The organism is Fontisubflavum oceani (genome assembly GCF_030407165.1).
Classification (GTDB): Bacteria; Pseudomonadota; Alphaproteobacteria; order Rhodobacterales; family Rhodobacteraceae; genus Rhodophyticola; species Rhodophyticola oceani.
On sequence record NZ_CP129111.1, the window covers coordinates 2,825,265 to 2,851,453 of the forward strand.

A 26,189-nucleotide genomic window follows, 5' to 3' on the forward strand; every position below is an offset into this window, starting at 1 on the left:
AAAGGGATAGGCGCGCGGGGCGGCAAACTCAAGCGGTCAAACTCTCGGCGCGCAGCGGCTCGCGATGCGCCGCCAACCATTGCAGCGTGATAATCAGCGGGGCCACAGCCAGCTCACCGCTGTCCAACATCTGCATCGCTTCGTCAAAGCTGACCACATGAGATCGGATGTCCTCGCCTTCGGTGGCCAAACCACCCAAGCCGGACGCGCCGTCCTCCAAATCGGCGATCCCTAGATAAGAGATCAGAACCTGCGCCACACCGCCAGGCGACGGATAATATCGTCCGGCATGGTGCAATGCGCCCAGGGTGAGCCCGGCCTCTTCCGCCGTCTCGCGCCGCGCGGTTGCCTCCGGCGTCTCTCCGGCATCAATGATCCCCGCGATGGGTTCCAGCAACCAAGGGGTCGTGTCGCCATGGGCATAGGCCCCGAGGCGAAGCTGCTCGATCATCAAAACCCGATCCGCAACCGGATCATAGGGCAACACCGTGACCGCATCGGCGGCACGAAACACCGCTCGATTGACCGGCGCAGAGAGCGCGCCGTCAAACAGCCGATGGCGCGCACGATATTCTTCGAGCGTGAAGAACGCCCGATACGGCGTCTCAAGCCGATCTATTGTGACATCTGCACGGGAGAAATCCGCTCCAATACTGCGCGGACGCTGCCAGGACGCCGTCTGCACACGGGATTGCGCGCGGGAGCGGATCATATCGAACCGCTTTGCAATGCTGTCTGCCGGTTCCCGCCCATAAAGCGCCATGACTTCGGCGGCGGCTTCCAAGGTCAAAGCGCCCCAATCCCGAACCCAATCGTCGAGCGACCAAACGGCCCCCGGGGTCCACAGGCCGGGATCCGGCAGATAAACCTCGGCAAGTGTCGACCCGTCAGCAGTCTCGACCTCACGATGAACCAGCTGATAGCCGAAAGCCCCCTCATAGAAATCCAACCGGGCGCGATCTTCGGCGGTGATGTCCCGCGCTACTAGGCCGGTTGCAATCCCACCGACCTCCTCTTGGATCATCGGGAAGGGCTCATCGGCGACCCATCTGACTTGATGGTTCCGCAAAACGCCGTCCACGCTGACCACATCGCGGCCCAGCACCAGTTGAAGCAGCGGCGCGTGCCGCAGCGTGCCATAGAAGAACAGAGCAGACATCGGAGCGGCTTTACCTCCAGGCGCGCGCGGCGGATTCTGTCAACCACCCCGCGACGATACCGCCGACGGCCAGCGCGGTCAGCACGGGCACGGTCTGCATCTGCCAGAAATACTCCAGAAAGAGTTCCAACGCCGCAATCACAGCCTCGCCCGGCCCGTCATAGCGCAGATTGGCGGAGCGCAGGAACATCTCGCGCAGTGCATAGAGCACCAGCCCGAAGAAGGCGATTTGGATCGAGGTTCGAAACCCATTGCCGAACGCAGCGTAATACCCGTTGCCAGCCCGCGCGCCCATCACATACCAGCCCTGCCAGAGGCCGATGGCGGCGATGGAGGCCGGGAAATAGGTGGCGATCTGCCCCTCCGGAAACGTGTCCATCACAAGAAAGGCCGCCAGATATCCAACCCCCGCAAAGAGCAACGCGCCAATGAGTTTGGCCGCCGTAAACATCTTACCGTGGCCGTGTCACGGTGATCTGCGTGACGTCGCAATTGCCAAAATGGAAGGTCGCCGCACAAGAGGTGAGGTAGAAATTCCACATCCGGCGAAACCTGTCATCAAAGCCCAAGGCCTGGACCTCCTCCCAACGATCATTGAACACGTCATACCATCTGCGCAGCGTCTGGGAATAGCTTTCGCCAAATTCGATTGAGCCTGTGACCTCCAGGCCCGCCTTGACCACCTCTTCGCGAAGCACAGTTGGTGAGGGCAGCATACCGCCCGGGAAGATGTATTTCTGGATGAAATCAACGCCTCTGCGGTAGATCTCCCACCGTCGGTCTTGCACGGTGATGATTTGCAGAGTTGCTTGTTTTCCTGGTTTAAGATTTTCCCGTAATGCTTTGAAATAAATCGGCCAATACTTCTCACCAACGGCTTCGAACATCTCGATTGAGGCGATGCCATCATAGCTGCCGCGTTCATCGCGATAGTCCTGCATCTTGATCTCAACCCGGTCTGACAGGCCAAGCCGCTCCATCCGCGCGACGGCGAAATCATGCTGTTCTTGTGAGATCGTCAAACCTGTGACCCGAAGGCCCCGCTCCTTGGCGGCATATTCCGCAAACCCGCCCCAGCCACAGCCGATCTCAAGCACATGATCGCCGGGCTTGGCCCCCATTTCATCGACCATCGAGGCGTATTTCTGAATCTGAGCGGTTTCCAGTGGCTCTTGCCCCGTCCGGAACAGCGCCGAGGAATAGGTCATCGTGTCGTCGAGCCAGAGTCCGTAAAAATCATTCCCCAAATCATAATGATGCGAGATGTTCTTCTTCGCCTGGCGTTTGGAATTCGACTGCATCCAGAACCGGAGCCGCTCATAGGCACGGACGAGTTTCAGGCCCAGAAACCCGTCATAAATCTCGTCATTATCCGCGTGGATCAGATCCATGAACCCCTGCAGATCCGGCGTCGACCACCAGCCATCCAGATAGGCTTCGCAAAAGCCCAGATCGCCTTCGCGGATCAACCGGGCAAAGACATCGGGGTTGTCGATATGCAGTTCCGCCACCGGGCCAGGCTTCGCGCCATCAGCCCGAAATACCCGCCCATCCGGTAGGTGCATGTCGAGCCGACCATTGGCCATGCCTTGGGCCTGTTCAAAGACGGCGCCGAAATAGCGTGGCAGGTCCGTCTCGCCTTTGATGCTTGTTTTTATTGTCATTTCATTCCCTCACGTCCGGCCAGTTTGATCCGATCCGGCGCTCTGTCTCAAGCGAAATTGCACCGTCTTGCCGCGAAAACCGGGCTCAAAAGTCGCGCGCCTGATAGGCCGCTAGGGCCCGCGCGCGTCCATCGGCCAGTCCGACAATCGGCTCAGACGGATACGGGTCCGATGGCGACATGGACCAGTTTCGCGGGATCGCATCGAAATAGGCGCGTGCCTCGGCTCCGGGATTTTCACTGATCTCGGCCAGCCATTTTCGGCGATACCGCCCATCGGGATCGAATTTCTCCGCCTGCGTCGACGGGTTGAAAATCCGAAAATATGGCGCGGCATCGGGGCCGGAACCGGCCGTCCATTGCCAGCCCATCGCGTTTGAGGCCGGGTCCCAATCGACGAGGCACTCTGCGAACCAGTCCAGCCCGACCTTCCAATGGGTCATCAGGTGTTTGGTGAGATATGAGGCCACCAACATCCGCGCGCGATTGTGCATCCGCCCGGTGACGTAAAGCTCCCGCATCGCGGCATCGACCACCGGCAGGCCGGTACGCCCCCGCCGCCAGGCTTCCGCGTCGGCATTGTCCTCGCGCCAAGGAAAACTGTCCCACCCCTCACGCCAGTTCGCGCGGGTGATATGCGGGGTATGAAACACCAAATGCGTCGCAAAATCGCGCCAGATCAGCTCTTTCAGGAAGTGCTCCGCACCCGCGGCCCCGGCCTCCATTGCGGCCCAACCGGCCCGCCAACAGGCGCGCGCGCTGATCTCGCCATAGGCCAGCGGCTCGCTCAATCCCGAGGTTGCGTCTTGGTCGAGAAAGTCCCGTTTTGACTTATAAGCGCCGATTTTCTTCGTCACGAAGTGATCCAGTCGCGCCCGCGCCGCCGTCTCGCCAAGCGTCAGATAGGGCCGGACAATTTGCGCCCCACGTTGCATCGCCGCGCCCATTTGCCATCCCGACAAGGTATCGCTTTCGGGCCAGCTCTTCGGCGCTGTCAAGCGCGGCGGCGCGAGGGCGGCGCCGACATCTTTTTCGCGTACCGCGCGCCAGAACGGCGAATAGACTCGGTAGAACCCGCCGCTGCCCGTTTCGACGGTCCAGGGCTCGTGCAGCACATGGCCCGCATGGCTGACCGCTCGGATACCGTCGGATTTCAGCGCGGCTTTCACGCCTTCGTCGCGCGCCCGGCTGTCCGGATCATAGAGCCGGGTCCAATGCACCTCATCGGCGCCGGTTTCCGCAATCAATGCCCGCAAAACATCGAGGGCTGGCCCGCGCCGCAGGATCAGACGGCTGCCCTGCACGGCCAAAGACTCCGCAAACGTTTCGACGACCAGTCCCAAGCGCCATTTCGGCGCCGCGCCATGGGTTTCAACAACCTCGTCGAGAATGAAAACTGGAATGACCGGGCGGCCCGACGCGCAGGCCGCGACGAGCGCGGGATTGTCGGCCAGCCGGAAATCCCGGCGCATCCAGTAAATGATGGGTGACATCTGTGCCTTTGCCGCGTGAGGGTCTGTTTGCCCCAAACTAGCCCGCAACGGGGCGGGTCAACCACCCTGCCCCGTCTTCATCTCCCAAAACGGGTCAGGCCGTCACGTCCACCACGACGCGGCCCCGCACACCGCCCTTCAAGATCGCCGCGCCAAGTTCGGGCAAATCAGCCAGACCGGCCGGATGGATCATCGCCTCAAGCTTCTCCATTGGCAGATCGCGGGCGATCCGCTCCCAAGCGCGGAGCCGGTTGTCATAGGGCTGCATGACAGAATCGATGCCCAGAAGGTTCACACCGCGCAGTAGGAACGGGATCACGGTGGCGGGCAACCCGGCCCCGCCCGCCAGACCAACGGCGGCAACAGACCCGCCATATTTCACCTGTCCCAAGACCCGCGCCAACATCGCGCCGCCAACCGCATCGACGCAGCCCGCCCAGGTCTCGGCCTCAAGCGGGCGCTTCACCGTCTCATTGATCTCATCGCGCGCCACAATCCGCGCCGCGCCAAGCGATTTGAGGTAATCTTCCTGCTCCGACCGTCCGGTCACCGCGGCCACTTGATAGCCCAGATTGGCCAGGATCGCGGTGGCCACCGAGCCAACACCGCCAGCCGCGCCGGTAACCAAAACTTCGCCTTCCTCAGGTGTTAGCCCGTGATCTTCAAGCGCCATCACCGCCAACATCGCAGTAAACCCGGCGGTCCCGACAGCCATGGCTTGGCGCGTCGTCAAACCGTCCGGCAGGGGCACCAGCCAATCGGCCTTCACCCGCGCCTTTTCGGCATAACCGCCCCAATGCACCTCGCCGACACGCCAGCCGGTGAGCACAACCTTGTCGCCCGGCTTGTAGCGCGGGTCATCAGAGGCCTCGACAGTGCCCGCGAAATCGATCCCCGGCACATGGATAGGTGCGCACCAAGCCGCCCCCCGGGCCAATGCACAGCCCGTCTTTGTAGTTCAGAGTCGAGAACTCCACCGCAACGGTGACATCGCCCTCGGGCAGACGGCTCTCATCGACCTCCTGCACCGCAGCGCTGGTCTTGCCGCTCTCTTCGTCCTTCTCCACGATCAAAGCCCGCATCGGGTCTCTCCTTGTTCAAATCCAGAAATTCTCGCGCACCGCCGCCGCGCGGGGCCGTCTTGGGTCACAACGCTCAATTCGGTGCCCGGATCCCAATGGGTCATCCGAACCATCCCGATGGCCACGCCTTCGCCGAAATCGGGCGATTGCGCGGCGGAGGTCACCTGCCCCACGCGCTTGTCGCCAGCCATCAGCGGCCAGGGACGGTCGCAGGCCGGCAAGGCGTCACCCGCGATTGCAATCGGGCGGATCTGCTGCACCGGGCCTTCGCGGGCCACGCGCAGCAACGCATCCCGGCCAATGCATCCGACCGCCGTCAGTGTATCGCAGAACCGGCCAAGCCCGCATTCATGGGGGGTGTTGGCCGCCGTCATATCGTTGCCATAGCTGAAGAGACCGCCCTCGATCCGCTCAATCGTGTTGGGGCAGCCCGCGCGCACATCCAAATCGCGCCCGGCCTCCATCAACGCATTCCAGAGCGGCATGCCGATCTCGCCGCCCTCGACATAGATCTCGAACCCGCCCTGTTTCGAGTAACCGGAGCGGGCAACAACCAAGTCCCGACCCTGAAACGCAAAGTAACCGAAGCGGAAGAACCGGATATCCCGGACGCCATCGCCAAAGACCCGCGCCGCCAGATCATCCGCCAGCGGCCCCTGAATAGCCAGCGGCGAGACGTCCGGCTCATCTACCAGCACATCCAGCCGGAACCCTTGCGCCACGCCTTTGACCCAGAGCAAGAGGTCGCTATCAGCTATGGAAATCCACCAGCGATCCTCGGCCAGTTTCACCGCCACGGGGTCGTTCAGCATCCCGCCCGTTTCATCGACAATCGGCACGTAATAGCACTGCCCCGGCAACATCCCCCGCAAATCGCGCGGGGTCAGCATCTGCATCAGCCGGGCCGCATCCGGGCCGCGGAGTTCCACCTGCCGCTCGCAGGCCACATCCCAGACCTGCACGGCCTGTTTCAAATGGCGATAATCTTCCTCGGGGCTTTCAAAAACCGAGGGCAGAAGCATCCGGTTATAGACCGAATAGGCTTTCACACCGGCCGCTTCGACGCCATCGGAAAAGGGCGTCCGGCGGATGCGGCGGGAGGGGGAGATCAGTGCCATTCCGGTATATCCTCCGGCATGAAAGGCAAGTCGGTGACGCCGGTTTTGGCGCCTGCGGCGGTCAGCATCGCATGGACTTGGCCCCGGTGGTGGGTCTGATGGTTGAACATCTGCATCACGCAGAGCGCCCGGGGTCGTGTGAGGGGCTCCGGGCTGGCGCTGGAGGTCCAGGTAAACGCACCCTCGAGATCACTCTGGTCGATGGACCATGTCCAAGCCGCGATCCGCGCATCCAATTGCGGCCGCTCGGCCATCATTTCGGGCCAGTCAAAGAGCGTCGACCAATCAATGGCCCCACTGCTGTCCGCCTTCGGCGGGTTCGGGCCTGGGCCGCCGTCAAACCGGGCAATCCAGAGATGGTCCCCCCACATGAGATGGGCGAGTGTCCCATGGATGCTGCCAAAGAACGCGCCGCGGTCGCGCAGCCGTTCCTCTTCAGACAGCCAGTCGGCGGCCTGAAACATCCACTGGTTCTGCCAGGCGTTGTAACGCGCCATGGTCTGACACCAGCCCGGCGTGATCATGACTTGCCCTGCGGTCCAACCCAATCGATCTGGCAAATCTCGGCAGAGCGACCGTCGAAGTCCCAAACTCGGCCAAAGGCACGAACCCGGCCTTTGGTGGCGGTGGCCACGGTGATGTCGGGGCCCATCCAATACTCGGTATTGGTCACCACGATATCCTCACCCGGCTCCTTGCCACCAACCGGCACCACTTCGCCTTGGATCTTCTTGCCGACCATCAGACGCCGCGCTTTGCCCTCGGTCTCAAAGATCACCGGGGCGCGTTCGGCCCCGAGAAACTCAGAAACCAAGACTTTGAAGAGCCCGGTTGTGCCCCGCGCCGCGCCCGAGAAAATATTGACCAAGCCGTCATAGGCCGCCTCATTGGCGCGCTCGTCGATATAGGCCGCCGCTTTCCAGCCGCCGCGTGCCATCAATCCGGGAATCTCCAGCAGAAGGCCGACATTCAGCCCGCCAATATCCTCATCGCCATAGAAGCCTTCATCGATCCGGATGCCGGACCAGGCCTGGCAATAGCCTTCCGTCGGCGCGTGTTTGCCAAGCGACACCACGCAGGGGCAAAACACCGTGCAATTGCAGTTCAGGATCAACTCACCCTTGATCGCCCAGGGGACCGTGCCGACCGCTCCGCCATCCAATGCCATTTCCATCTCTCCCTTTTCTCAACCCAAACCAAACGCCAGCCAAGCCGACGCCGCAAGCAATGCCAAGCCAAGCGGCTTGGTGATCCAGCGGCCCAGATCGGGCAGCTTTTCGACAACCATGATGATCGTGGCGAGCCCCATGAACGCGAGGTTCATCACGCCACCGACAAACCCAAGCAGCATCAGCGCCCAACAACAGCCAAGGCAAACCGCGCCCAAGCGCAAACCGTTGCGGAATGCGCCCTCCTCCCAATGCGCCATGAAGAAGCTGAGCGGTTGGCGGCATTTCGACAGGCAGGCCTCTTTCAGCGGTGTAAACTGATACGCCCCCGCCATTGCCAGAAGCATCGCCGAAAGCGCCGTCGACCGGCTGTCGCCGAAAGCGCTCACCAAATTGCTCTGATACAGCGCGAATTGCAGCCCCGCCGCGCCAAGCGAGAAGCCCAGCCAGATCGTCAGATAGCCGCCGACCAAAGCGGCAAAATCGGTCTCGGCACTGTGGCTCAGATCGTCATAGGTCGCGAAGGCTGGCAAAGCAGTCGGCGCCATCATCGCCGCCGACATCAACATCCACATAGCGGTGATCCGCAGAAACCCGGCCGCATCCGGCGTCAGCGTGCAAAGCGCCGCCCAAAACTCCGCGCCATAAACCCGGCTCGTCGCGCGCAGTTCCTCCGGCAATGCCATTGCGTAAAGCGCGCCCCAGGCCAACAGGATCACCGCAAACAGCGCCAACCAATGCGCCGCCCCCATGGCTCTGATCCGGGATGAAATCACTGTGCCCTCCTCGACTCAGGGATTGCGTTTTAAATGTCAGACTTTTAAATGTCTGACAAATGAAAATTGATCCAAGCAGCTCCGCCGATCTTTCGGCCCAAATCGCCAAAGCGATCCGCGATGCGATTATCGCTGGCGATCTGATCGTCGATGCACGCCTGCCGTCCGAGGCAGAACTGGCCGAGCAATTTGATGTCTCGCGACCCACCGTGCGTGAGGCCTTGAAGCGGCTGGCGGCGCAGTCGCTGATCCGAACCCAACGCGGGGCGTTTGGCGGCGCCTTCGTCAACAGGCTCTCCTTCGAGGATGCCTATAGCCAGCAGATCACCACCTCGACCCTGCTGCTCAGCATGAATTCCGTGAGCTTTGACACGGCATGCGAGGCGCGGTTTGCTTTGGAACGCGCCTGCGCGCCCCTGTCAGCCGAGCGCCGCAGTGCCGACCACTTGGCGACCATGCGGGCAGAGATTCACCGTCAATCGCAGCCCGGCCTGACGGATGAGGCGTTCTGCGCCTCCGATGTGGCGTTTCACCGGGCGCTGGTCGACGGCGCGGGTAACCCGGTGCTGAGCTATCAACTGGCCGGCGCGGTTGAGGCGATGCAGCCATTGATGAACATGATCACCTTCACCGCCCGCTCCCGCGAGGCGATCGTGGCGCTGCACACGCAGATCACCGATGCGATCGAAGACCAGAAGGGCGCAAAGGCGGCGGAGGGCCTGACCGAACTCGAAGCCTATACGAAGGACCTCGCACAATCAGTCCTTGCGGCGCGCGCGCGCCATGCAAATGCAGCGCCCCAAGCGCCGCAATAATTTGTCTTGCCGCGACCGGATCGCTTTCTTAACGTCGCATCTGCTTTTCCACCCTCTTACATCTGATGAGGACCCGACATCATGACCCAACGCTTTCTGCTTGGCACCGCAATCGCGCTGACCATTGCCCTGCCCGCCTTTGCCCAAGACGATGATCTGCTCGTCTTCGACTATTCCGGCTTTGAAGACCCCGCCTTCCACCAGCCTTATGTCGACACCCATGGCGAAAGCCCGTCTTTCGTGTTTTTCGGCGATGAGGATGAAGCGTTTCAGCGCCTGGTCTCTGGGTTCCAAACCGATGTAACCCATATCTGCGCCGGGTCCGTGCCGCGCTGGCAGGCGTCCGGCATTATCGAGCCTTGGAACACCGATCAGATCACGGCATTTGGCGATCTCGATGGCAGCCTCGTGGGCGAAGACATCATGGCGGGATCGGCTGATCTCTACTTCTTGCCGACCGACTATGGCTCCACCGCCGTCACCTACAACACCGAGCAAGTGACCGCCGAGCAGGTCGCCTCGCTTCCAGGTCTTCACCGATCCGGCCTTTGCCGGGCGCCTGTCGATCCCGGACAATGTCGATGACGCCTATGCGCTGGCCTATCTGGCCACCGGCGTGACCGACTGGTCCGACGTCAGCAACGCCGAGTTTGAAGCCGCCACAGATTGGCTCCGGTCGATCCATGAGAACCTGCGGACCTATTGGGTCGATCCCGGCGAGTTGGGGCAGTTGATGGGCTCGGGCGAAGTGCTCGTGGCCTGGGCCTGGAATGAGGTCCCGGTGGCCTTGGCCGATGAGGGCTTCCCTGTCGGGTTTGAGCGCAACACCGCCGAGGGCACGAGCGTCTGGCTCTGCGGCTATGTCAACATGACCGACGCACCGGGCGTCGAGGAAAAAGCCTACGACTATGTCAACGCGCTTCTCGCCGTGGACTCCGCACAGCCGCTCATCGAAGGCGGGTTCGGCTCGGCCAACACGGTGGCGCTCGCCTCCCTCGGTACCGAGACCCTCGAAGCGAACGGGCTTGGCGCGGTCACCGTTCCAGTCCTGGCGCAATTGCCGATCTCGAACGAGCAGCGTCAGCGTCAAGCCGAGGCCTTTGAACGCATTAAAGCAGGCTTCTAAGAAACCAATAAGATTGACAAAAGAGCGCTCCTCTCGGAGCGCTCTTTTTTCTGCGGCTCATGTCGCTTCGTGGTGAGAGGACTCAGAAAGACCAGCCGCAGTTCTCTCATTATCGGCGGCGGCTTCGGCCAAAATCCATCGCCGAAACGCTCTTATCTTTGGCACGTTGCGCCGGGCCCGTGGGTAGATCAGCCAATAGCCTTTGCCGTCGCTGGCGACCAAATCGAAGGGCTGCACCAACCGACCCGTCTCAAACTCATAGCGGAAGAATCGCGGCGTCAACATCGTCACGCCCTGCCCGGCCATCGCCGCCCGCGCCTCTGTGACTTGCGAGCCAAGCTGGCTGCCCACACGACACGACAAATCTGGTGCTGACACGCCGGCCTGCCGCAGCCATTCGGCCAAAAACGGATCCGTCGGATCAATGAGCGGCCAATTCGGCAAATCCGCAGGCGACAGCTCTGGCCCAACTCGCTCCAACAATTCAGGGCTCAACATCGGGGTAAATTCCGACGGCATCAGAAGCTCCGCGGAAAGGCCTGGCCAAGCACCGTCACCATAGCGGATCGCCAGATCGATCTCAGACTGCGCAAAATCGATATTCGACGGGTCGGACTCCACCCGGACGGCAAGATCGGGATGCGCCATCTGAAACTGACCAATGCGCGGTGCCAACCAGTTGCTGGCAAAAGACGGCAACGTGCTGATCGAAAGGGTCCGACCAAGCGTATCTTGCCCCGCCCCATAGGCCGCGCGCAGCTTGTCGAAGGCCTCGATTGTCGGCGTGGCCAATTGGCGACCAATCTCGGTCAACGCCACCTTGCGTGGTTGCCGCAAAAACAACGGCGCGCCCATGCGCTCTTCGAGCACCTTGATCTGATAGCTGACCGACGCCTGCGTCATGCCAAGCTCCGCTGCGGCTCGGGTGAAGTTCTCGTGCCGGGCACAGGCTTCGAACACACGGATCGCCGCCAAAGGGGGGATTTGATGAAGCTTAGCCATAGACATGCCTTATGTATACCCTTTGTCTCTTTGTTTGTAACAAGGGCCCAAGAAGCGCATCTCTGCTCAGGCACATCAGCCTTCTTTATATAAAAGGAGATTTAATATGTCTCGCCAAGATGTCACAAAGACGCTGACCCGCCTGGCACGCCGTTTCCGTGGATCGGTGAATAGTTTACTCGCCCAAGGCCGGGGGCCCGAGATGTCGAACCTGTCCGACCACATCCGCCGCGACATTGGCTATGACGGATCATGTTGTCGACGTTAGGCACCGTTTTCTTGAAAGAAAACGGGCCGGAAAACCTCGTTTTCCGAGCTGGATTTTTCGTAAAAAATCCGCTCCCGGTGGGACAGCCGCGGTGGGGCATCGGCTTGAAAACCGCACCATTGCCGCATATGTTCTCTGTGTTCCGGCAACGGGACTATGGACATAAACGCGCTCGTCATAAGCGGATCGGACCCGGGGGCGGTACCCGGCGGCTCCACCAAAACTCCGTCATTTGCGGATCATGGGGCCGAAATAGGATCGACGAACGTCTAAAGGGGTTAGCTTTGTCCCGGTGAGGTACCACCGTTATCGGTCCGAATCGTACAGTTGCAAATGACAACCGTGCTCCGGCAATGGCTCTGGCAGCGTAAGCTGCTTAAGTCGCCGACTTTAAGCCCTTACGCCTAGCCGCGTAAGGCGGGGTTCGCAGGCACCTGGCAACAGAAGCCTGCACTTCACCCGCGACATTTTCAGTGACCGGTATGTCACACCGCCAAAGCGCCTGAAAATAATTCATCGGCAAGTGATCCAAGCCCCCGCACCACACGTTTAAGGGGAAACTTCACGTCGCTGGAGGGCTTCATGCTGGGCGCCGCAACCGCAGTAGATTTTGTCAACATGGCCGTTGCCATCCTGACCATTGGTCTGGGCCTGATGGGCTGGCTCGCGCCGCGCTGGACGATGGATCAGCTCGACATGCGCTCGGGGCCCACCAACATGGCTTATACAGAGGTTTCGGCGGCCTCGGGATGCCTTTTCGTCGGTCTCGCTGGCGGGGCGCTTTTGCTCAATGAACCGCTCGGCTGGCTGGTGATGGGATTTGCCTATGCCGGCGCCGCGATTGGTCGGATCACCTCGATTTTCCGCGACAATGCCGCCTCTCGGCAAAGCTGGACCTTCTTTGGTTGCGAGGCTGCTTTGGCCTCCTGGCTGGTCCTGGCCAACATCTGACGCGGCCCCGCCTCACCCGCTTTCATTCCCAAACGAATCTTCTATGGTGTGGGCACTGCCGTCCACCGGGGAAGACATGTCAGACACACCGCCGGAGTCGATTGCCTATGGCCGCCTGATGCATCGCGCGATGCGCGGGCTGATTCAAACGGTATTGCAGGATGTGGCCGATCACGGTTTGCCGGGTGAGCACCATTTTTTCATCACCTTCGACACCCAGCATCCAGATGCCGATTTGGCCGCCTGGTTGATGGAGCGCTATCCCGAGGAAATGACCATCGTCATTCAGCATTGGTATGACGGCCTCCAGGTGGATGATGACGGGTTCTCGATCACGCTCAATTTCGGCGATAATCCCGAATCCATGCGCGTGCCCTTCGATGCGATCCTCACCTTTGTCGATCCCTCGGTCGAATTCGGGTTACGTTTTGAAACCAATGCGAAAAACGACGGGCCGGAAGATGATCCAACCCCACCGGACGGGTCCGAAGAGAGCGACGACGGCGAAGACTCCGGCGCTGCGCAAGACGCAGAAGTTGTAAGCTTGGATCGGTTCCGGAAAACCCATTGACGCGTCGCAGGACGCAGCATGACTTGAATTGACCAGGACAGGGCGTCATAGCCCCCGATATCCAAGGGCTTTAGCACCAAGGACCAGCATAACATGGCAAGCGATTTCCGACTGTTCATGACCCAGCTTCTGAAACGCCCGCATCAGGTCGTGGCCCTGGCCCCCTCTTCCGAAGGTCTGGCCCGAGAGATGGCCGCGCGGGTCGATCCAGCCGCCGGACCGGTGATCGAGCTAGGGGCCGGGACCGGCAAAATTACACAGGCGATTTTGGATCGTGGCCTGCCGCCTGAGCACCTGCACTCAATCGAAATGAACCCGGTGTTTTGTGATCGGCTTCAGGTGGCGTTTCCGGGGTTGAATGTCCATCACATGTCGGCGGGTGATCTTGGCGATTTGCCTCTCGAAAACGCGCAAGCTGTGATCTCTGGCCTGCCGCTGTTGTCGATGCCCGTGGCCTTGCAACGATCGATCCTGACCGGCACCGTCGCAAAACTCCGCCCGGGCCAAGACTATGTGCAATTCACCTATGGCCCGAAACCGCCCGTCACCCCGGTGGTACGGGAAGAGCTTGGATTGAGTTGGGAGGTCAGTCGCAAAATCTGGTGGAATATGCCGCCCGCGCGCGTCTACCGCTTTCGCCAAGCTGAGGCGGCCACCCGCGCGGCGGAGTGACCGGCTGCGCCATTCTGGCCGTTGCACCCGGCCCGTCCGCCGCGCTATTCCCTCGCTCAACCAAGACCTTATGGAGGCCAAGATGACCGCAACCCGTACCGAGACTGACAGCTTCGGCCCCCTCGAGGTTCCCGCCGACAAATACTGGGGCGCGCAGACGCAGCGCTCGATCCTGAATTTCCCAATTGGGTGGGAGAAGCAGCCGGTGGCCATCGTCCGCGCCTTGGGCGTGATCAAACGCGCCTGCGCGGAGGCCAATAAGGCCTCCGGCAAGCTGCCTGGCGATCTGGCCGATGCGATGATCGAGGCCGCGCAAGAGGTGATCGACGGCAAGCTCGACGACAATTTCCCCTTGGTGGTTTGGCAGACCGGATCGGGCACGCAGTCGAATATGAATGCCAATGAGGTGATCGCGAACCGAGCGATTGAGATATTGGGCGGCGAGATTGGCTCGAAAACCCCGGTTCACCCGAACGATCATTGCAATATGGGGCAGTCGTCGAATGACACCTTCCCGACCGCGATGCACATTTCGGCGGCGGTTACGGCCCATGAAGTGCTGATCCCTGGCCTGGAAAAACTGCATACCGCGCTTGAGGCGAAAGTTGTGGCCTTTGACGGGATCATCAAGATCGGCCGGACGCATACGCAGGACGCCACGCCGCTCACGCTGAGCCAGGAGTTTTCTGGCTATGCGCATCAGGTCGCCATGGGCATCGCCCGCGTGAATGCAGCACTGGGCCGGATTTACGAACTGGCCCAAGGCGGCACGGCGGTTGGCACCGGCCTCAACACCTCGCCCGGTTGGGCCGAAGAGGTGGCAGGCAATATGGCACGGATCACCGGCCTCCCCTTCGTCACCGCGCCCAACAAATTTGAAGCGCTTGCCGCCCATGATGCGATGGTCGAGATGTCTGGCGCGTTGAAGACCGTCGCCGCCTCGCTGTTCAAAATCGCCAACGATATCCGCCTGCTCGGCTCCGGCCCGCGCTGCGGTTTGGGCGAGTTGATCTTGCCCGAGAACGAGCCGGGCAGTTCGATCATGCCGGGCAAGGTGAACCCCACGCAATGCGAGGCGCTGACCCAGGTTTGCGCCCATGTGATGGGCAATGATGCGGCCGTGGGGTTTGCGGGCAGCCAGGGGCATTTCGAACTGAACGTCTATAAGCCAATGATGTCCTATAACGTCCTGCAAAGTATGCAGCTTTTGGGTGACGCCTCGGTAGCGTTCACCGACAATCTGGTCGACGGGTTGGATGCGGACCGGACCCGGATCGACAAGCTGATGCGCGAAAGCCTGATGCTGGTCACGGCGCTGGCCCCGACGATTGGCTATGACAACGCAACCAAAGTTGCCAAAACGGCGCATAAGAACGGCACCACCCTCAAGGAAGAGGCAATCAAGCTCGGCTTCGTCGATGAAGACACCTTCGAGGCTGTGGTGCGCCCGGAAGACATGGTCGGCCCGAAGTGAGCACGCCGATCAACTTGAACAAAGCCCGCAAAGCCCGCGATATGGCGGCAAAAAAAGCCAATGCGGATGCGAATGCGGTCAAACACGGGCAAAGCAAAGCGGCTCGGCTGTTGCAGGCCACGCGGGATGAACAAGCGCGCAAATTGCTCGACGGGCATGAGCGGGAAAGCGAATGAACGCCCGGCCCCGGAAACGATCTTTGACGTTGCGGGGCCACCGCACCTCCGTCTCGTTGGAAGATGCCTTTTGGCAGGAATTCCAACGCATCGCGACGGAGCGCGACATGTCGGTGAATGAACTGGCCGCTGAGGTTGATGAGGCACGGGGACTGGAGAGCGGGCTGGCCTCTGCGATCCGTGTCTATGTGCTCCATCACGTAACCGGACGTTAACCACGATCAGCATAGCCTGCGCGATATGAGACAGGACCCCGCCCTTCTTTCCGCCGATCACTGGATGTCGCATCTTTTTGGGTCCAAAGCCGCCCGTGATGGTTTGGTGATCCGGCGCAGCGTGCGAGATATCGACCGCTATGTGGGTCGGGAGGCCTTCATTCGAGAGTTGAAACGGGCGGGTATCGGGCGGTCGAAAACGCTGGCCAAATGGTGATCTTCTGCAACCAAGCGCCTGTCCGCATCGTGCGGTGAGCCGTTTTCTTGCAAGAAAACGAGCCGGAATTTTGCAAAATTCCGGTTACCCTCGCGGACGGACGCGCAGCCAAATCCCATCTTTCGCTCGGACAGTGAGATAGGCTACCGGCACAGGATCGCGCCCCTCCATCCGTTCGAACCGAAACGCCTTGACCAACATCGACAGCAAAAGCGGCCCCTCAACCATCGCAAAACCTGCCCCCGTACACACCCGGCTGCCTGCAGAGAAGGGAATATAGGCCTCGCGCATACATGTTTTGCCATTCTCGGTCTGCCAACGGGCCGGATCGAACCCGTCGGGATTGTCCCAAAGACGCTCATGACGCTGCAGATGCCAAGGCGAGATGACCATCTGGCTCCCTTTGCGGATCGACCGATCCCGAAACGTCTCAGGGCAGGCGTTTTCGCGGACCATCATCGGCACCGGCGGATAGAGCCGCAATGCCTCCCGAAACACATCCCGGCTGAGCTTCAGCTTCGACATAACTGAGAAATCTGGGCCGTCCAAAATCGCGGCTTCCTCGGCGACGCGCTCCTGCCAATCCGGGAACATCGCCAAAAGAAACAAGGTCCACCCCAAGGCACTGGCGCTCGTCTCATGACCCGCCAAAAAGAAGATCGCCACCTGATCCACCATCTCCTCGGTCGAGAAGGTCTCGCTGGTCTGTGGATCTGCCGTGGTCATGATTTTAGTTGCAAGATCGTCCGGCGCTCTGCCTACTTTGATCTCCTCCATTCGGTCCGCCGTCAGCCGGGTGATCAGCCCGCGGATCACGCGCGCCGATGCCTTTGTCTGCGCCCGATGCCCACGCGGCATCCAGCGTGGCAGAGGCAGAAACGCGGCGGCGTTTAAGATCGGTTGCGTCCTCTGATAGGTGCGAAACTCGTCAAACACCTGAGCGGCAATCTCATTCTCAATCGGGATCGAGAAAAGCGTGCGGAAAATCACATCTGCCGCCGCGTGGCTCATCTCTGGCTCGACATCCACGACGCCGTCTCCCATCCGCGCCACGGCGGCCTCGCCTGCCGCCCACATGGCCGGGAACGTGTCACGCAACCGTCCGCCTTCGAAAGCCGGGTCGATGATCCGGCGCTGCCGCTTCCAGGTCTCGCCATTGGTCAGGAAGACCGAGTTTCCGAGAAGCGGGCGCAGCCCTTCGCCAATCCGATCCGATTTCGGAAAATCATCGGGGCGTTCCTTCAGAACCGTTTGCACCAAGGAGGGCTGGTTCAGCAGGTAAGACCGGAAGAACGGCGTCCGCAACTCGGCCATCCAGGCCCGATAGAGACGCTGAGGCTGCGCCGAAAGAATGTCACGCCGGAACAGCTTGAGGTACCGCAGAAGAGACACCCGATCCGGGCGCGCGGCCGGTTTGGGCGGGATCATGCGGCCATACTCGTATAGCGATTCACCGGACGTTCGATCCGGCTTTTCGAAGGCGCCCGGTCGGCGAACCGGCTTTGCAGGCTCAACGGGCCCGCCGTGATGCGAAAATAGTCGTAATCGCCCGGCTGATCGAAGGCATTGAGATACTGGAAATGCAGCTCAAAAAGCCGCCAGCGCAGCGCCTTCCACTTCTCTGGGCTCAGCGTTTGGGTGAAGGCCGCCGAAATGACAAGCGGCCAGCGCTTGCCCTCCGGCGCGACGCCGGTCACCGAAACCGGATCGCAAAGCGCGAAGGCACAGCCATCGCCGGGGGCCGTCACATCGACCCAAGTGATCTCGTCCCGGCTGCTCAGAAACGCCAAATCCGCGCGCAGCCGATCCGCTTTCGGCAGGAAAGACACCATCGGCACCACTTGGCCGAGGGTCAGAAGCGCCAGGCGCGGCCCATCCGCTGGAATCCGGCCGGCGCGGATCAAATCAGACAGGATCGAGACCGCGATATACGCGCCCGAGGAGTGGCCAACGATCAGCACCTCGTCCACATCCGCCTGCAAGGCCGCCGCGATCTGATCTGCGGCCTCACGCATCCGGTCCTCCTGCTCTGGCGGATACGCCCCACAATAGCGCGCCGAAAACGCGTAATCATGCATCAGGTAATAGGCCAGAAACCGTCCATCTTGTCGTCGGAACAGATCCAAGACGGCCCAGACCATGACCAACCCCAGAACCAAGCCGAAGAAGGACAGGGGAATACCAAGGATCCGATGCCCCATCCATTCGACCACGAAGGCGACTACGACCCCGACAGCAAGCGCCGCAAGCAACTGACCCAACAGGAACACCACCGGGTAAAGCGCCGCAATCACTGGCCCTTTGCGAAGCGTCATCAGGCGAAACAGCGCCCCCGACCATATGTAGATCCAAGCCGTGCGAAAAAGCTGGCCATAGGTCGCGAGAATACCGTGGCTCATCGAGTCCCGCACGATATCGGACCAGTACATCACTTCGATATCGGTCTCGACCGCCGCCCCCTCCATCTCGGCGCTGACATGCCAGCCGAATTTGCCTCTGGTCTGTTTTGGGCCAAGGGCGATGTCATAGCCAGAAATCGCCGCCTGCGCCGCCGCTTCGCGCCGGTAACGCTCGCGATATTTGCGCGGCGGCACCGGGTCGTAGCCGGGGATATACATTACCCGGCGGCGGTGAACCTCTTGACCTGGGGTATCCGTCATCTGCCCAATCACACGATCGATTTGGGCAAGCCTATGGCAATTCAGCCCAGAAGGCCAAGGGCCGGGAATGTTTCAAGCAACCAAAACGCAAAGGCAGAAAACGCCCCGGTCATCAGTGCGACACCGACCCCAACCAGCAACAGGCCCATCACGCGCTCAATGGTTTTCATATGCCGTTTCAGCCGCGTCATCAGCCCCATGGCGCGTTCTATGAACGCGGCGGCCAACAGGAATGGCAGTCCCAAGCCGATCGCATAGACCCCAAGCAGCGCTGTCCCACGCTGGACGCTCGATTCCGTTGCCGCGATGGACAGGATCGCGCCCAGTTGCGGCCCAATGCACGGGGTCCAGCCAAAGGCAAAGGCGAGCCCCAAGATATAAGCGCCAAAGCTCGATCCACCCCGGTCGCCTGCATCCATTCGGGCCTCGCGGTCGAGGATTGGGATGCGGAAGAGGCCAAGGAAATGCAGGCCGAAAACGATAATCACGGCACCTGAGATTTGCGCCAGAAGAACCTGATTCTGAAGAAAGAATTGCCCAAAGACAGAGGCGGTGAAGCCAAGGAACAGGAACACCGTCGACAGCCCGAGAACGAAGAACAGCGCGGCCAGAACGGCCTTGCGCCGCGCAGCGCCCGCAACCGCCATATCATTCATCGAAATACCACCCATATAGGCGAGATAAGGTGGCACAATCGGCAAAACACAGGGGCTGAGAAAGCTCAGCACACCGGCGGTCAGCGCGACAAGCATCGCCGGCAAAAGCGACGCGTCAAACAGGTCAATCCCAAACATGTCTCTTCCCTACCTCGGCAGATCGGAAAGGTCACGTGGCCAACGGTCACATATCCGTGGACAGGACCGCGCGCCCGGCTTATGTCGCCGGGGATGGACTTTGATCTGGATATCGATGCGCGCGGCTTGCTCTGCCCCTTACCGGTTCTGCGGCTCCGCAAACGTATGGGCGGCCTTGAAAGCGGTCAGATCGCGCGGCTCTTGGCCGATGACCCTGCGGCACATGTGGATGTGCCGCATTTCTGTGCCGAACAGGGGCATGGGTTTCTGGGGAGTGAAGAGATAGAGGACGGCACCGCCTATTTGGTCCGCAAGGGCTGAGACCGGGGCCCGGAAAACATGCGTTTTCCGCGCGGAATTTTGAAAATTCCGGGCCGCACTCAGCCGAACAGCACCATCGCCCGCGCATCCCAGGCCAAATCGGCCCGATCTCCGCGCTCCAACACCCGGCGTCCGGGCATGTTCCGCATCGACACCGATACCGTGTTCGGCGCCCCATCCAATCGCACATCGTAATAGGTCATATCGCCGTAATAGGTGTGTTCTTCGACCACGCCCTGCGCCACGCGATCTGCGCTTTGGCCGTCAAAGAGCAGCGTCAGACTCTCGGGACGCAGGCCGATGCTGGCCTCGCTGCCAATCCCTGCGGGGCATTGGTCGGGCGCCAAGGCCGCGCGCCCCAAGCCCGGCACCTCGACCTCAACCGTCGCGCCGCCCGAGTCGATCACGCGGGCGGGCAAGAAATTCATCATACCGATGAACTCTCCCACACGCCGGTTGGTTGGACGGCGGTAAAGCGCCTGCGGCGGTGCCAATTGCGCGATCTCCCCTTCGAACATCACCGCAATCCGGTCGGACATGATCAGCGCCTCTTCCTGATCATGGGTCACCAAAATGAAGGTGATCCCAACCTGCCGCTGCAACCGGCGAAGCTCGGTCTGCATCTGCTCGCGCATCTTTTTATCCAAGGCCGAAAGCGGCTCATCCAACAAAAGCACCTTGGGCTTCAGGATCAGCGCGCGGGCCAGCGCCACCCGTTGCCGTTGTCCGCCGGAGAGCGCATGAGCCGCCCGGCTGCCAAAGCCGCCGAGCCCAACCATCTCCAAAGCCTCCCCCACGGCGGTTTGTTTTTCAGAACCACTCATGCCTGATTTCCGCAGGCCAAAACCGACATTCTCCGCCACGCTCAAATGCGGGAAGATCGCGTAGCTCTGAAACACCATATTCGTAGGACGTTTATTCGGCGGCACGCCTTCCACATCACGGCCATCCAGCAAAATCCGCCCGCTCGAGATATCCTCAAACCCGGCAATTGCGCGCAGCAATGTGGTCTTGCCACAGCCCGACGGCCCGAGCAGCGAGAAGAACTCGCCCTGCCCGATCTCTGCGTCGATGCCGCGAAGCGCATGGTACTCGCCATAAAATTTATGCACGCCCTGAAGCGCGATGATCGGCTCTTGGTTGGTGTCCTTCACAAGAACCCTCCGGTGTCTCTAAGGCCGGCCCGGCGCAAGCCCCGGCGGCGGAAATACTCAGCGGTGATCAGAAGCATGATCGACAGCACGACAAGGATCGTCCCAAGCGCCATGATCACCGGCAACCGGCCCGGAAAGCGCATTTGCCCCCAGAGATAGACCGGCAAGGTCGGCTCATTGCCCGAGAGGAAAAACGCAATGATGAACTCGTCGAGCGAGATCGTGAAACAGATCAGAAGCGAGGCGATGATCCCCGGCATCACCAGCGGCAGCGTGACCAGCCGGAAGGTCGAGAGCGGCGTCTCGCCCAAATCCACCGCGGCCTCTTCAAGGCTCTGATCCATATTGGCAAAGCTGCCGTTCAGGATCGCGATGGCGAAAGGCGTGCAAATCAACACATGGCCCGCAATCACCGTCCAGATCGACGGGGTCAGGCCGATTTGTAGCATCGCGACCAGAAGGGACACCGCGACAATGATCTCGGGCAGAACCAAGGGCAGCATGATGAAGCCCAATATGCCACCTTTGGCCGGAAACACATGCCGGTTGCCCGCCCGCGCAGCGAACAGGCCGAAGCAGGTGGCCAAGATCGCCGTTGTGACCGCGATGAAGATCGAGTTGACCGTCGCATCATGCAGCGCTTCGGTTCGCGTCAGCTCGATAAACCAATCGAAGGTGAAGCCTTGCAGCGGAAAGGCGATGATCGTGCCATCGTTGAAGGCGAAGAGCGGCAGGAGCACAATTGGCGCATATAGGAAGACTAAATAGGCCACCGCATATATCCGCAGGCCCTTCATCTGCTGCGGGTCCAGCGGCGGGTGACGAAAATCAGCGCAAGCGCAATGAAGGTCACACTGACCATCGCGATCACTGCCAAAGTCGCCCCAAGCGGCGCGTTGTTCAGCCGCATGAACTGCACCTGGATCATGTTGGCGATCATCGTGCCATCCGATCCGCCGACCAGGCGCGGCGTGACATAATCCCCAATTGTCGGAATGAACACGATCAGGATCGCCGCCAGAACGCCCGGCATCGCCAGCGGCAAGGTCACGCGCAGAAAGGTCATCACCCGGCTTTCGCCTAAATCCCGCGCGGCCTCCAGCAGGCTCCGATCGATCTTCTCCAGGCTCACGAAAATCGGCAGGATCGCGAAGGGAGCGAATGCGTGGGCGAGCGTGATCACCACCGCATTGGCATTGTAGAGAATCCAACTCAGTGGTTCATCGATGAGCCCCAAGCCAACCAAACTGCCATTCACCGGCCCGTCAAAGGCCAGGATCACGCGCCACAGGAACACGCGGATCAGATAGCTGGTCCAAAACGGGATGGTGATCAGAAAGAGCCACAGCGATTTGCGGTCGGGCCGGACGTAAAAGCTGACAAAATAGGCAATCGGGAAGGCCAAAAGCACGGTCACAATCGTCACGGCGCCCGCGATGCGAAGCGAGCGGAACAACAGCTCGGAATAAAGCGGATCGGTCAGCGCTTCGCGGTAATTGTCGAGGGTGAAGCTCCGGTCGATGGTCAGGAAATCCTGGGTCCAGAAGCTAAAGAGAAAGATCGTGCCAAGCGGCGCCGCCAGCAGCAAAAGCGCATAGATCAGCGGCGGGCTGACCAGGCCCAAGCCCCGCGCCGCATCCGTTCGTAAGGCCTTGCGCAGCCTCGCGCCCTGGCTCATCCACCTCTCCCCGACCACGCTCTTCGGTCAAGCTCGAAGATTTACGGCAATGCCCTCCAGGTGCAAGAGATTTGACCCCGCTCCCCCTCTCGAGATCAGAATCGTGGCATCATAGAAAAGGGCCGCCCAATTGGACGGCCCCTTTGAAACTCTGCTGGTTTGCTTAACGCTTGGAGAACTGGAAGCTCCGGCGCGCTTTCCGCTTACCGAATTTCTTCCGTTCCACAACCCGGCTGTCGCGGGTCAGGAAGCCAGCGGCTTTCAGCGCGCCGCGCAGGCCCGGTTCGTAAAGCTGCAGCGCTTTCGAGATGCCGTGTTTCACAGCACCGGCCTGGCCCGAGAGGCCGCCGCCTTTGACCGTGGCCATCACGTCGAACTGGTCTTCGCGACCGGCAACGGTGAAGGGCTGGCGCAGGATCATTTGCAGCACCGGACGGGCGAAATACTCGCTCTGGTCCTTGCCATTGACGATGACTTTGCCGGAGCCGGGGCGGATCCAAACGCGGGCAACCGCATCTTTCCGTTTGCCGGTGGCATAGGAGCGGCCAAGCGCGTCACGCACAGGTTCGCGGGTGACTTCGGTTTCGGTGATCAGGGTGGCTTCGGGAGCGGGCACAACGCCCTCTTCCACGGCGCCTTTCAGCTCGTCGAGCGATGTCAGTGTCTCGGCCATGCTCATGCGCTCCGCGTGTTTTTAGGATTCATGGATTTCACATCCAGCACGGTCGGCGCTTGCGCCTCATGCGGATGCTCGGTGCCGGCATAGACGCGCAGATGGGTCATTTGCTGACGGCTCAGTTTGCCGCCCGGCAGCATGCGCTTGACCGCTTGGGTCACAACACGCTCGGGATAGTCACCATCGAGGATTTGGCCGGTGGTGCGGGACTTGATCCCACCCGGATAACCGGTGTGCCAATAGTTCGGCTTGTCGCGTTTCTTGCCGGTCAACTGCACCTTATCGGCGTTGATGACGATGACATTGTCGCCCATATCCATCGAGGGGGTGAATGACGGCTTGTGTTTGCCGCGCAACCGCATGGCGATGATCGAGGCGAGACGGCCCAGAACAACGCCTTCGGCGTCGATCAAGATCCACTGCTTGTCGATATCCGCCGGGGTGGCAGAAAAGGTTTTCATGTGTCTTTGTCCTTCGGAAGACGAGATCGCGGGCGCGAAATCCGGCGCCCATCGGGATGGCGCCGTTTTACCGAAGTGACATTCCACGTCAAGAGCGGTGTTCCGGACAAAATCATTACAAAACAGATACTTGCTACTAGGGTATTATTTTACCCCAAAAGATTCTGTCCGGAACCTCTTGCCGGAGCGTTTATTGCACGCGCTCCGGACCCTTGATCAGCGATTGGGCGGTATAGACCAGAATCGCGGCCCCAACCGCACCCAATGCACCGATTCCCAGTACGATGATGACATCGATCGGCCCGCCGATATCGGCCAGCCGCGACTTGGTGATCACCAATACGAACCAAACCGCCGCAACCGCCCCCACGGGCATCGCCAGCTGCGCCAGAAGGAATTTGCGCCAACTCACCGCCCGATCGCGGATCAGCACATAGAGATACGCCAGCGTGATGATCACGGCCAGTGCCACAAGCGCCCAAAAGAGGCCACGGCCGAACATCTCTTCGAAGACGGCGATGAAGTTTCCAATCGTCGGGTTTTCCATATCGCTTCCCTCCCTTTTTAAGCTCGGCCGCGCAGCATCGCGTTATAGGTGGCTTTCAACCCGATCTCTTTGATCAGCCAACTGACCCAAAGCTCTTCCAGCGGCGCGATCAGGCCGGGGAAGCTCGGAACCAGATTGTTGTTATAGTCGAACTCGACCAACATCGCGCGCCCGACCCGCGTGATCAGTGGGCAGGATGTATAGCCGTTATAGAGATGGTCACTCTCTTGGCCTTCGATCTGTGCCACCAATTGGTCTTCGAGCACTGCGACCTGCCATTTGGCGCTGGCCGCCGTCTTGCCTTTCGGCACGCCAGCCACATCACCCGCGGCAAAGACATTGTCATAGCGGGTGTGGCGGAGCGTGTATTGATCGACCTCGACCCAGCCCTGTTCACCACTCGCCCCGGTTTGCCAAGACAGGCCACTGTCGCGGATCACCTGGTGGGCACGCATCGGCGGGATCACATTGGTGAAATCGAACCCGATCTCTTCGCTGCCGCCATCTTCCGTGCTGAAAGTCGCAACCTTCCGGCCCGGATCAATCGCCGTCATCACCCGGTTATACCGCGTCTCAAACCCCTGGCGCTCATAGAGCATCCGGACCTTCTCATTGACGATCGGCACACCGAACAAGGTCGAGGAATGGGCGCAATAGATGATCTCGGTCTGCCCGCGCGTTCCTTTGCGCCGCGCATGATCATCGGTGAGGAAGGTGTATTTAAGCGGCGCACCAGCGCATTTCATACCCGTATTGGGCCGGGTGAAAAGCCCGACACCGCCCTCATCGGTGAACTGATCCATCAGGCTCCAGGTGGTCGCGGCCTCTTCTGGCCCGGCATAGACCGACCCAATCCCGTTTTGGCCAATGAGATCGCGGGACATCCCCTCGATGCCCTCGTAATGCAACTCCAAACCTGTCGCGACGATCAGATAGTCATAGCCAACCGTCTCGCCGGTTGAGGTGCTTACCTGCTGCGTCTCCGCATCGATGTTGGTGGCCGAACCTTCGATCCAGGTGATGCCGCGCGGCAGCCAGTCAGCGGTTGCCGAGACCGAATAGGATGACGGGCGCAAACCGGCGGCGATGAGCGTGAAGCCTGGCTGATAGAGATGCCGCACGCGCGGATCAATGATGGTGATCTGCGCCCCATCAACCCTATTGTGCAGCCGATTGGCCAGCGCCGTCCCGGCGGCCCCGGCCCCCAAGATCACAATCCGGGCGCTGCTCTGCACCGTCTGGGCCTGCGCCCCCTCGCCTTTCGGCAACGCCGCGACAGCCCCGCCAGCGGCCATCAAGCCCAGAAGCTTTCGGCGTGTTTCAAAATCAGGTTGGTCCGTCATCCGCCCTCTCCCCCAAAACTACAAGAATTCCCTTCAGCTTGGGGGTAATACGCAACGCCAACCATTGGCATTGATATAGATCAACCCTAGGAAAGCGCGCACATGCGTCTGTTCGGGTAAGACCAGACACCAAACCGGACGGAGAGAAGTGCCGCTAGCGCTCCGGTGGGATCGAATAGGTCAGCGAGGCGCGCGCGACGGGCCGATCATCCCCTTCGGAGTAAATCCGACAGTCGCCAACGGCCAACACCCTTCCCAGCTTCAACAAAACCGTATCGCAAAGCAGATCGACACCTGCTGCAGGTTTCCGCATGAAATCGATCGAGCAATTCGTGGTGACGGCGAGCGCCTTCGGCCCAATCCGCGCCAGGATCGCCAGATAGACGCCCACATCAGCGAGCGAAAACATCGTTGGACCCGAGACCGTGCCACCGGGTCGCAGATGCTCCTCGCCCACGATCAACCGGACCCGTAGCAGGCTGTCATCGACCTCTTCGACACGGAACATGTCTGCCACTTGCGGGAATTCCGCCGTCAAAAACGCCTGCAGCGCCGCCCGGTCCATCGCCAATGCCATTGCCCTCTCCCCTCGTTTCGCCCTAGGGTTC

30 protein-coding genes, 1 other RNA gene and 2 pseudogenes are annotated in these 26,189 nt (G+C 60.7%); 12 read left to right on the forward strand and 21 right to left on the reverse strand.

Features of this window, described 5'->3' with window-relative positions; all coding sequences use genetic code 11:
- Positions 1 to 28 precede the first annotated feature (28 nt).
- The 9 genes and pseudogenes from QTA57_RS14375 to QTA57_RS14415 form a co-directional block, all read right to left on the reverse strand.
- Positions 29 to 1,159 carry an NUDIX domain-containing protein gene (locus QTA57_RS14375; protein ID WP_290152122.1) on the reverse strand — a complete coding sequence of 377 codons (1,131 nt, stop codon included), beginning with the start codon at positions 1,157 to 1,159 and terminating at the stop codon, positions 29 to 31.
- Between the two features lie 10 nt (positions 1,160 to 1,169).
- The gene (locus QTA57_RS14380) at positions 1,170 to 1,610 is read right to left on the reverse strand and encodes a TrgA family protein (protein ID WP_290152123.1); all 441 of its coding nucleotides are present in this window, start codon (positions 1,608 to 1,610) and stop codon (positions 1,170 to 1,172) included.
- Position 1,611: 1 nt separating this feature from the next.
- Positions 1,612 to 2,823 carry an SAM-dependent methyltransferase gene (locus tag QTA57_RS14385; RefSeq protein ID WP_290152124.1) on the reverse strand — a complete coding sequence of 404 codons (1,212 nt, stop codon included), beginning with the start codon at positions 2,821 to 2,823 and terminating at the stop codon, positions 1,612 to 1,614.
- 85 nt (positions 2,824 to 2,908) lie between these two features.
- Positions 2,909 to 4,315 carry a cryptochrome/photolyase family protein gene (locus QTA57_RS14390; RefSeq protein ID WP_290152125.1) on the reverse strand — a complete coding sequence of 469 codons (1,407 nt, stop codon included), beginning with the start codon at positions 4,313 to 4,315 and terminating at the stop codon, positions 2,909 to 2,911.
- A gap of 94 nt (positions 4,316 to 4,409) precedes the next feature.
- Positions 4,410 to 5,397: pseudogene (gene acuI, locus QTA57_RS14395) on the reverse strand (acrylyl-CoA reductase (NADPH)).
- 15 nt (positions 5,398 to 5,412) lie between these two features.
- Positions 5,413 to 6,515, reverse strand: a pseudogene (locus QTA57_RS14400) (dimethylsulfoniopropionate demethylase).
- A complete protein-coding gene (locus tag QTA57_RS14405; RefSeq protein ID WP_290152126.1) occupies positions 6,506 to 7,039 on the reverse strand; it encodes a DinB family protein in 534 nt (177 codons plus the stop codon). Before QTA57_RS14405 ends, QTA57_RS14400 begins: the two are co-directional and overlap by 10 nt.
- Positions 7,036 to 7,683, reverse strand: coding sequence for a DUF1326 domain-containing protein (locus QTA57_RS14410; RefSeq protein WP_290152128.1), 648 nt, complete (start codon positions 7,681 to 7,683; stop codon positions 7,036 to 7,038). Before QTA57_RS14410 ends, QTA57_RS14405 begins: the two co-directional genes overlap by 4 nt.
- Before the next feature lie 18 nt (positions 7,684 to 7,701).
- Positions 7,702 to 8,436 (reverse strand): DUF2182 domain-containing protein, encoded by a 735-nt coding sequence (locus QTA57_RS14415; RefSeq protein WP_290154929.1) that lies wholly within the window; start codon positions 8,434 to 8,436, stop codon positions 7,702 to 7,704.
- A gap of 83 nt (positions 8,437 to 8,519) precedes the next feature.
- Here QTA57_RS14415 and QTA57_RS14420 point away from each other — a divergent pair, with 83 nt between their 5' ends.
- The 3 genes from QTA57_RS14420 (at position 8,520) to QTA57_RS18450 (ending at position 10,401) form a co-directional block, all read left to right on the forward strand.
- Positions 8,520 to 9,275, forward strand: a complete 756-nt coding sequence (locus QTA57_RS14420; RefSeq protein WP_290152130.1) for a FadR/GntR family transcriptional regulator — start codon at positions 8,520 to 8,522, stop codon at positions 9,273 to 9,275.
- An 81-nt stretch (positions 9,276 to 9,356) separates the two neighbouring features.
- Entirely contained in the window at positions 9,357 to 9,860 is a 504-nt protein-coding gene (locus QTA57_RS18445) for a type 2 periplasmic-binding domain-containing protein (protein ID WP_330696700.1), read from the forward strand.
- Positions 9,861 to 9,891: 31 nt separating this feature from the next.
- Positions 9,892 to 10,401, forward strand: a complete 510-nt coding sequence (locus tag QTA57_RS18450; protein WP_407933481.1) for a hypothetical protein — start codon at positions 9,892 to 9,894, stop codon at positions 10,399 to 10,401.
- A 57-nt stretch (positions 10,402 to 10,458) separates the two neighbouring features.
- On the opposite strand, the gene QTA57_RS14430 is transcribed toward QTA57_RS18450, so the two are convergent.
- The gene (locus QTA57_RS14430) at positions 10,459 to 11,403 is read right to left on the reverse strand and encodes a LysR substrate-binding domain-containing protein (protein WP_290152131.1); all 945 of its coding nucleotides are present in this window, start codon (positions 11,401 to 11,403) and stop codon (positions 10,459 to 10,461) included.
- Between the two features lie 368 nt (positions 11,404 to 11,771).
- Here QTA57_RS14430 and ssrA point away from each other — a divergent pair.
- The 8 genes from ssrA to QTA57_RS14470 all read left to right on the forward strand — a co-directional run bounded on the left by ssrA (position 11,772) and on the right by QTA57_RS14470 (position 15,947).
- Positions 11,772 to 12,126: a transfer-messenger RNA gene (gene ssrA / locus QTA57_RS14435) on the forward strand.
- Between the two features lie 127 nt (positions 12,127 to 12,253).
- Complete coding sequence (locus tag QTA57_RS14440; protein WP_145209175.1) at positions 12,254 to 12,622, forward strand: DUF4345 family protein; 369 nt, start codon at positions 12,254 to 12,256, stop codon at positions 12,620 to 12,622.
- A gap of 43 nt (positions 12,623 to 12,665) precedes the next feature.
- On the forward strand, positions 12,666 to 13,193 hold the full coding sequence (locus tag QTA57_RS14445) for an SspB family protein (RefSeq protein ID WP_253261424.1): 528 nt from the start codon (positions 12,666 to 12,668) through the stop codon (positions 13,191 to 13,193).
- A gap of 93 nt (positions 13,194 to 13,286) precedes the next feature.
- Positions 13,287 to 13,865: a class I SAM-dependent methyltransferase gene (locus tag QTA57_RS14450; RefSeq protein WP_290152132.1), complete on the forward strand. Its 579-nt coding sequence runs from the start codon at positions 13,287 to 13,289 to the stop codon at positions 13,863 to 13,865.
- Positions 13,866 to 13,947: 82 nt separating this feature from the next.
- A complete protein-coding gene (gene fumC, locus QTA57_RS14455) occupies positions 13,948 to 15,339 on the forward strand; it encodes a class II fumarate hydratase (protein WP_290152133.1) in 1,392 nt (463 codons plus the stop codon).
- Positions 15,340 to 15,380: 41 nt separating this feature from the next.
- Complete coding sequence (locus tag QTA57_RS14460) at positions 15,381 to 15,515, forward strand: DUF4169 family protein (RefSeq protein ID WP_330696702.1); 135 nt, start codon at positions 15,381 to 15,383, stop codon at positions 15,513 to 15,515.
- Positions 15,512 to 15,730 (forward strand): ribbon-helix-helix domain-containing protein, encoded by a 219-nt coding sequence (locus QTA57_RS14465; RefSeq protein WP_290152135.1) that lies wholly within the window; start codon positions 15,512 to 15,514, stop codon positions 15,728 to 15,730. The genes QTA57_RS14460 and QTA57_RS14465 overlap by 4 nt, the downstream gene beginning before the upstream one ends.
- 25 nt (positions 15,731 to 15,755) lie before the next feature.
- The gene (locus QTA57_RS14470; protein ID WP_330696703.1) at positions 15,756 to 15,947 is read left to right on the forward strand and encodes a hypothetical protein; all 192 of its coding nucleotides are present in this window, start codon (positions 15,756 to 15,758) and stop codon (positions 15,945 to 15,947) included.
- Between the two features lie 84 nt (positions 15,948 to 16,031).
- Here QTA57_RS14470 and QTA57_RS14475 read toward each other — a convergent pair whose 3' ends face one another.
- From QTA57_RS14475 to QTA57_RS14485, 3 genes are read right to left on the reverse strand one after another with little or no spacing between them, the layout of a single operon-like run.
- Complete coding sequence (locus tag QTA57_RS14475) at positions 16,032 to 17,375, reverse strand: cytochrome P450 (protein WP_290152137.1); 1,344 nt, start codon at positions 17,373 to 17,375, stop codon at positions 16,032 to 16,034.
- The gene (locus QTA57_RS14480; RefSeq protein WP_290152138.1) at positions 17,372 to 18,607 is read right to left on the reverse strand and encodes a hypothetical protein; all 1,236 of its coding nucleotides are present in this window, start codon (positions 18,605 to 18,607) and stop codon (positions 17,372 to 17,374) included. The genes QTA57_RS14475 and QTA57_RS14480 overlap by 4 nt, the downstream gene beginning before the upstream one ends.
- A 41-nt stretch (positions 18,608 to 18,648) precedes the next feature.
- Complete coding sequence (locus QTA57_RS14485; protein WP_171560975.1) at positions 18,649 to 19,401, reverse strand: cytochrome c biogenesis CcdA family protein; 753 nt, start codon at positions 19,399 to 19,401, stop codon at positions 18,649 to 18,651.
- A 93-nt stretch (positions 19,402 to 19,494) separates the two neighbouring features.
- Here QTA57_RS14485 and QTA57_RS14490 point away from each other — a divergent pair, with 93 nt between their 5' ends.
- Positions 19,495 to 19,722 carry a sulfurtransferase TusA family protein gene (locus QTA57_RS14490; RefSeq protein ID WP_290152139.1) on the forward strand — a complete coding sequence of 76 codons (228 nt, stop codon included), beginning with the start codon at positions 19,495 to 19,497 and terminating at the stop codon, positions 19,720 to 19,722.
- Between the two features lie 59 nt (positions 19,723 to 19,781).
- Here the strand turns inward: QTA57_RS14490 and QTA57_RS14495 are convergent, their stop codons facing one another.
- From QTA57_RS14495 to QTA57_RS14530, 8 genes are all read right to left on the reverse strand, one after another.
- A complete protein-coding gene (locus tag QTA57_RS14495) occupies positions 19,782 to 20,876 on the reverse strand; it encodes an ABC transporter ATP-binding protein (RefSeq protein ID WP_290152140.1) in 1,095 nt (364 codons plus the stop codon).
- Positions 20,873 to 21,673 (reverse strand): ABC transporter permease, encoded by an 801-nt coding sequence (locus tag QTA57_RS14500; RefSeq protein WP_290152141.1) that lies wholly within the window; start codon positions 21,671 to 21,673, stop codon positions 20,873 to 20,875. The genes QTA57_RS14495 and QTA57_RS14500 overlap by 4 nt, the downstream gene beginning before the upstream one ends.
- Positions 21,670 to 22,554: an ABC transporter permease gene (locus QTA57_RS14505; RefSeq protein WP_290152142.1), complete on the reverse strand. Its 885-nt coding sequence runs from the start codon at positions 22,552 to 22,554 to the stop codon at positions 21,670 to 21,672. Before QTA57_RS14505 ends, QTA57_RS14500 begins: the two co-directional genes overlap by 4 nt.
- 163 nt (positions 22,555 to 22,717) lie before the next feature.
- Positions 22,718 to 23,227 carry a 30S ribosomal protein S9 gene (rpsI, locus tag QTA57_RS14510; protein ID WP_290152143.1) on the reverse strand — a complete coding sequence of 170 codons (510 nt, stop codon included), beginning with the start codon at positions 23,225 to 23,227 and terminating at the stop codon, positions 22,718 to 22,720.
- A 2-nt stretch (positions 23,228 to 23,229) separates the two neighbouring features.
- Positions 23,230 to 23,691, reverse strand: coding sequence for a 50S ribosomal protein L13 (gene rplM, locus QTA57_RS14515; RefSeq protein ID WP_145209217.1), 462 nt, complete (start codon positions 23,689 to 23,691; stop codon positions 23,230 to 23,232).
- A gap of 190 nt (positions 23,692 to 23,881) precedes the next feature.
- Positions 23,882 to 24,238, reverse strand: a complete 357-nt coding sequence (locus QTA57_RS14520) for a DUF5368 domain-containing protein (protein ID WP_290152144.1) — start codon at positions 24,236 to 24,238, stop codon at positions 23,882 to 23,884.
- 17 nt (positions 24,239 to 24,255) lie between these two features.
- Positions 24,256 to 25,581 carry an NAD(P)/FAD-dependent oxidoreductase gene (locus QTA57_RS14525; protein WP_290152145.1) on the reverse strand — a complete coding sequence of 442 codons (1,326 nt, stop codon included), beginning with the start codon at positions 25,579 to 25,581 and terminating at the stop codon, positions 24,256 to 24,258.
- Between the two features lie 154 nt (positions 25,582 to 25,735).
- The gene (locus QTA57_RS14530; protein WP_290152146.1) at positions 25,736 to 26,158 is read right to left on the reverse strand and encodes a PaaI family thioesterase; all 423 of its coding nucleotides are present in this window, start codon (positions 26,156 to 26,158) and stop codon (positions 25,736 to 25,738) included.
- Positions 26,159 to 26,189: the final 31 nt, after the last annotated feature.

Coding starts and splice junctions, on each gene's coding strand:
- QTA57_RS14450 (WP_290152132.1), top strand. CDS start 13,287: ATGGCAAGCGATTTCCGACTGTTCATGACCCAGCTTCTGAAACGCCCG.
- fumC (WP_290152133.1), top strand. CDS start 13,948: ATGACCGCAACCCGTACCGAGACTGACAGCTTCGGCCCCCTCGAGGTT.
- QTA57_RS14415 (WP_290154929.1), bottom strand. CDS start 8,436: ATGGGGGCGGCGCATTGGTTGGCGCTGTTTGCGGTGATCCTGTTGGCC.
- QTA57_RS14485 (WP_171560975.1), bottom strand. CDS start 19,401: ATGTTTGGGATTGACCTGTTTGACGCGTCGCTTTTGCCGGCGATGCTT.
- QTA57_RS14440 (WP_145209175.1), top strand. CDS start 12,254: ATGCTGGGCGCCGCAACCGCAGTAGATTTTGTCAACATGGCCGTTGCC.
- rplM (WP_145209217.1), bottom strand. CDS start 23,691: ATGAAAACCTTTTCTGCCACCCCGGCGGATATCGACAAGCAGTGGATC.
- QTA57_RS14375 (WP_290152122.1), bottom strand. CDS start 1,159: ATGTCTGCTCTGTTCTTCTATGGCACGCTGCGGCACGCGCCGCTGCTT.
- QTA57_RS14480 (WP_290152138.1), bottom strand. CDS start 18,607: ATGACGGATACCCCAGGTCAAGAGGTTCACCGCCGCCGGGTAATGTAT.
- QTA57_RS14500 (WP_290152141.1), bottom strand. CDS start 21,673: ATGAAGGGCCTGCGGATATATGCGGTGGCCTATTTAGTCTTCCTATAT.
- QTA57_RS14530 (WP_290152146.1), bottom strand. CDS start 26,158: ATGGCATTGGCGATGGACCGGGCGGCGCTGCAGGCGTTTTTGACGGCG.
- QTA57_RS14385 (WP_290152124.1), bottom strand. CDS start 2,823: ATGACAATAAAAACAAGCATCAAAGGCGAGACGGACCTGCCACGCTAT.
- QTA57_RS14525 (WP_290152145.1), bottom strand. CDS start 25,581: ATGACGGACCAACCTGATTTTGAAACACGCCGAAAGCTTCTGGGCTTG.
- QTA57_RS14505 (WP_290152142.1), bottom strand. CDS start 22,554: ATGAGCCAGGGCGCGAGGCTGCGCAAGGCCTTACGAACGGATGCGGCG.
- QTA57_RS14410 (WP_290152128.1), bottom strand. CDS start 7,683: ATGGCATTGGATGGCGGAGCGGTCGGCACGGTCCCCTGGGCGATCAAG.
- QTA57_RS14460 (WP_330696702.1), top strand. CDS start 15,381: ATGGCGGCAAAAAAAGCCAATGCGGATGCGAATGCGGTCAAACACGGG.
- rpsI (WP_290152143.1), bottom strand. CDS start 23,227: ATGGCCGAGACACTGACATCGCTCGACGAGCTGAAAGGCGCCGTGGAA.
- QTA57_RS14465 (WP_290152135.1), top strand. CDS start 15,512: ATGAACGCCCGGCCCCGGAAACGATCTTTGACGTTGCGGGGCCACCGC.
- QTA57_RS14445 (WP_253261424.1), top strand. CDS start 12,666: ATGGTGTGGGCACTGCCGTCCACCGGGGAAGACATGTCAGACACACCG.
- QTA57_RS14520 (WP_290152144.1), bottom strand. CDS start 24,238: ATGGAAAACCCGACGATTGGAAACTTCATCGCCGTCTTCGAAGAGATG.
- QTA57_RS14490 (WP_290152139.1), top strand. CDS start 19,495: ATGGACTTTGATCTGGATATCGATGCGCGCGGCTTGCTCTGCCCCTTA.
- QTA57_RS14380 (WP_290152123.1), bottom strand. CDS start 1,610: ATGTTTACGGCGGCCAAACTCATTGGCGCGTTGCTCTTTGCGGGGGTT.
- QTA57_RS14470 (WP_330696703.1), top strand. CDS start 15,756: ATGAGACAGGACCCCGCCCTTCTTTCCGCCGATCACTGGATGTCGCAT.
- QTA57_RS14420 (WP_290152130.1), top strand. CDS start 8,520: ATGAAAATTGATCCAAGCAGCTCCGCCGATCTTTCGGCCCAAATCGCC.
- QTA57_RS14475 (WP_290152137.1), bottom strand. CDS start 17,375: ATGATCCCGCCCAAACCGGCCGCGCGCCCGGATCGGGTGTCTCTTCTG.
- QTA57_RS14390 (WP_290152125.1), bottom strand. CDS start 4,315: ATGTCACCCATCATTTACTGGATGCGCCGGGATTTCCGGCTGGCCGAC.
- QTA57_RS18445 (WP_330696700.1), top strand. CDS start 9,357: ATGACCCAACGCTTTCTGCTTGGCACCGCAATCGCGCTGACCATTGCC.
- QTA57_RS14430 (WP_290152131.1), bottom strand. CDS start 11,403: ATGGCTAAGCTTCATCAAATCCCCCCTTTGGCGGCGATCCGTGTGTTC.
- QTA57_RS14405 (WP_290152126.1), bottom strand. CDS start 7,039: ATGATCACGCCGGGCTGGTGTCAGACCATGGCGCGTTACAACGCCTGG.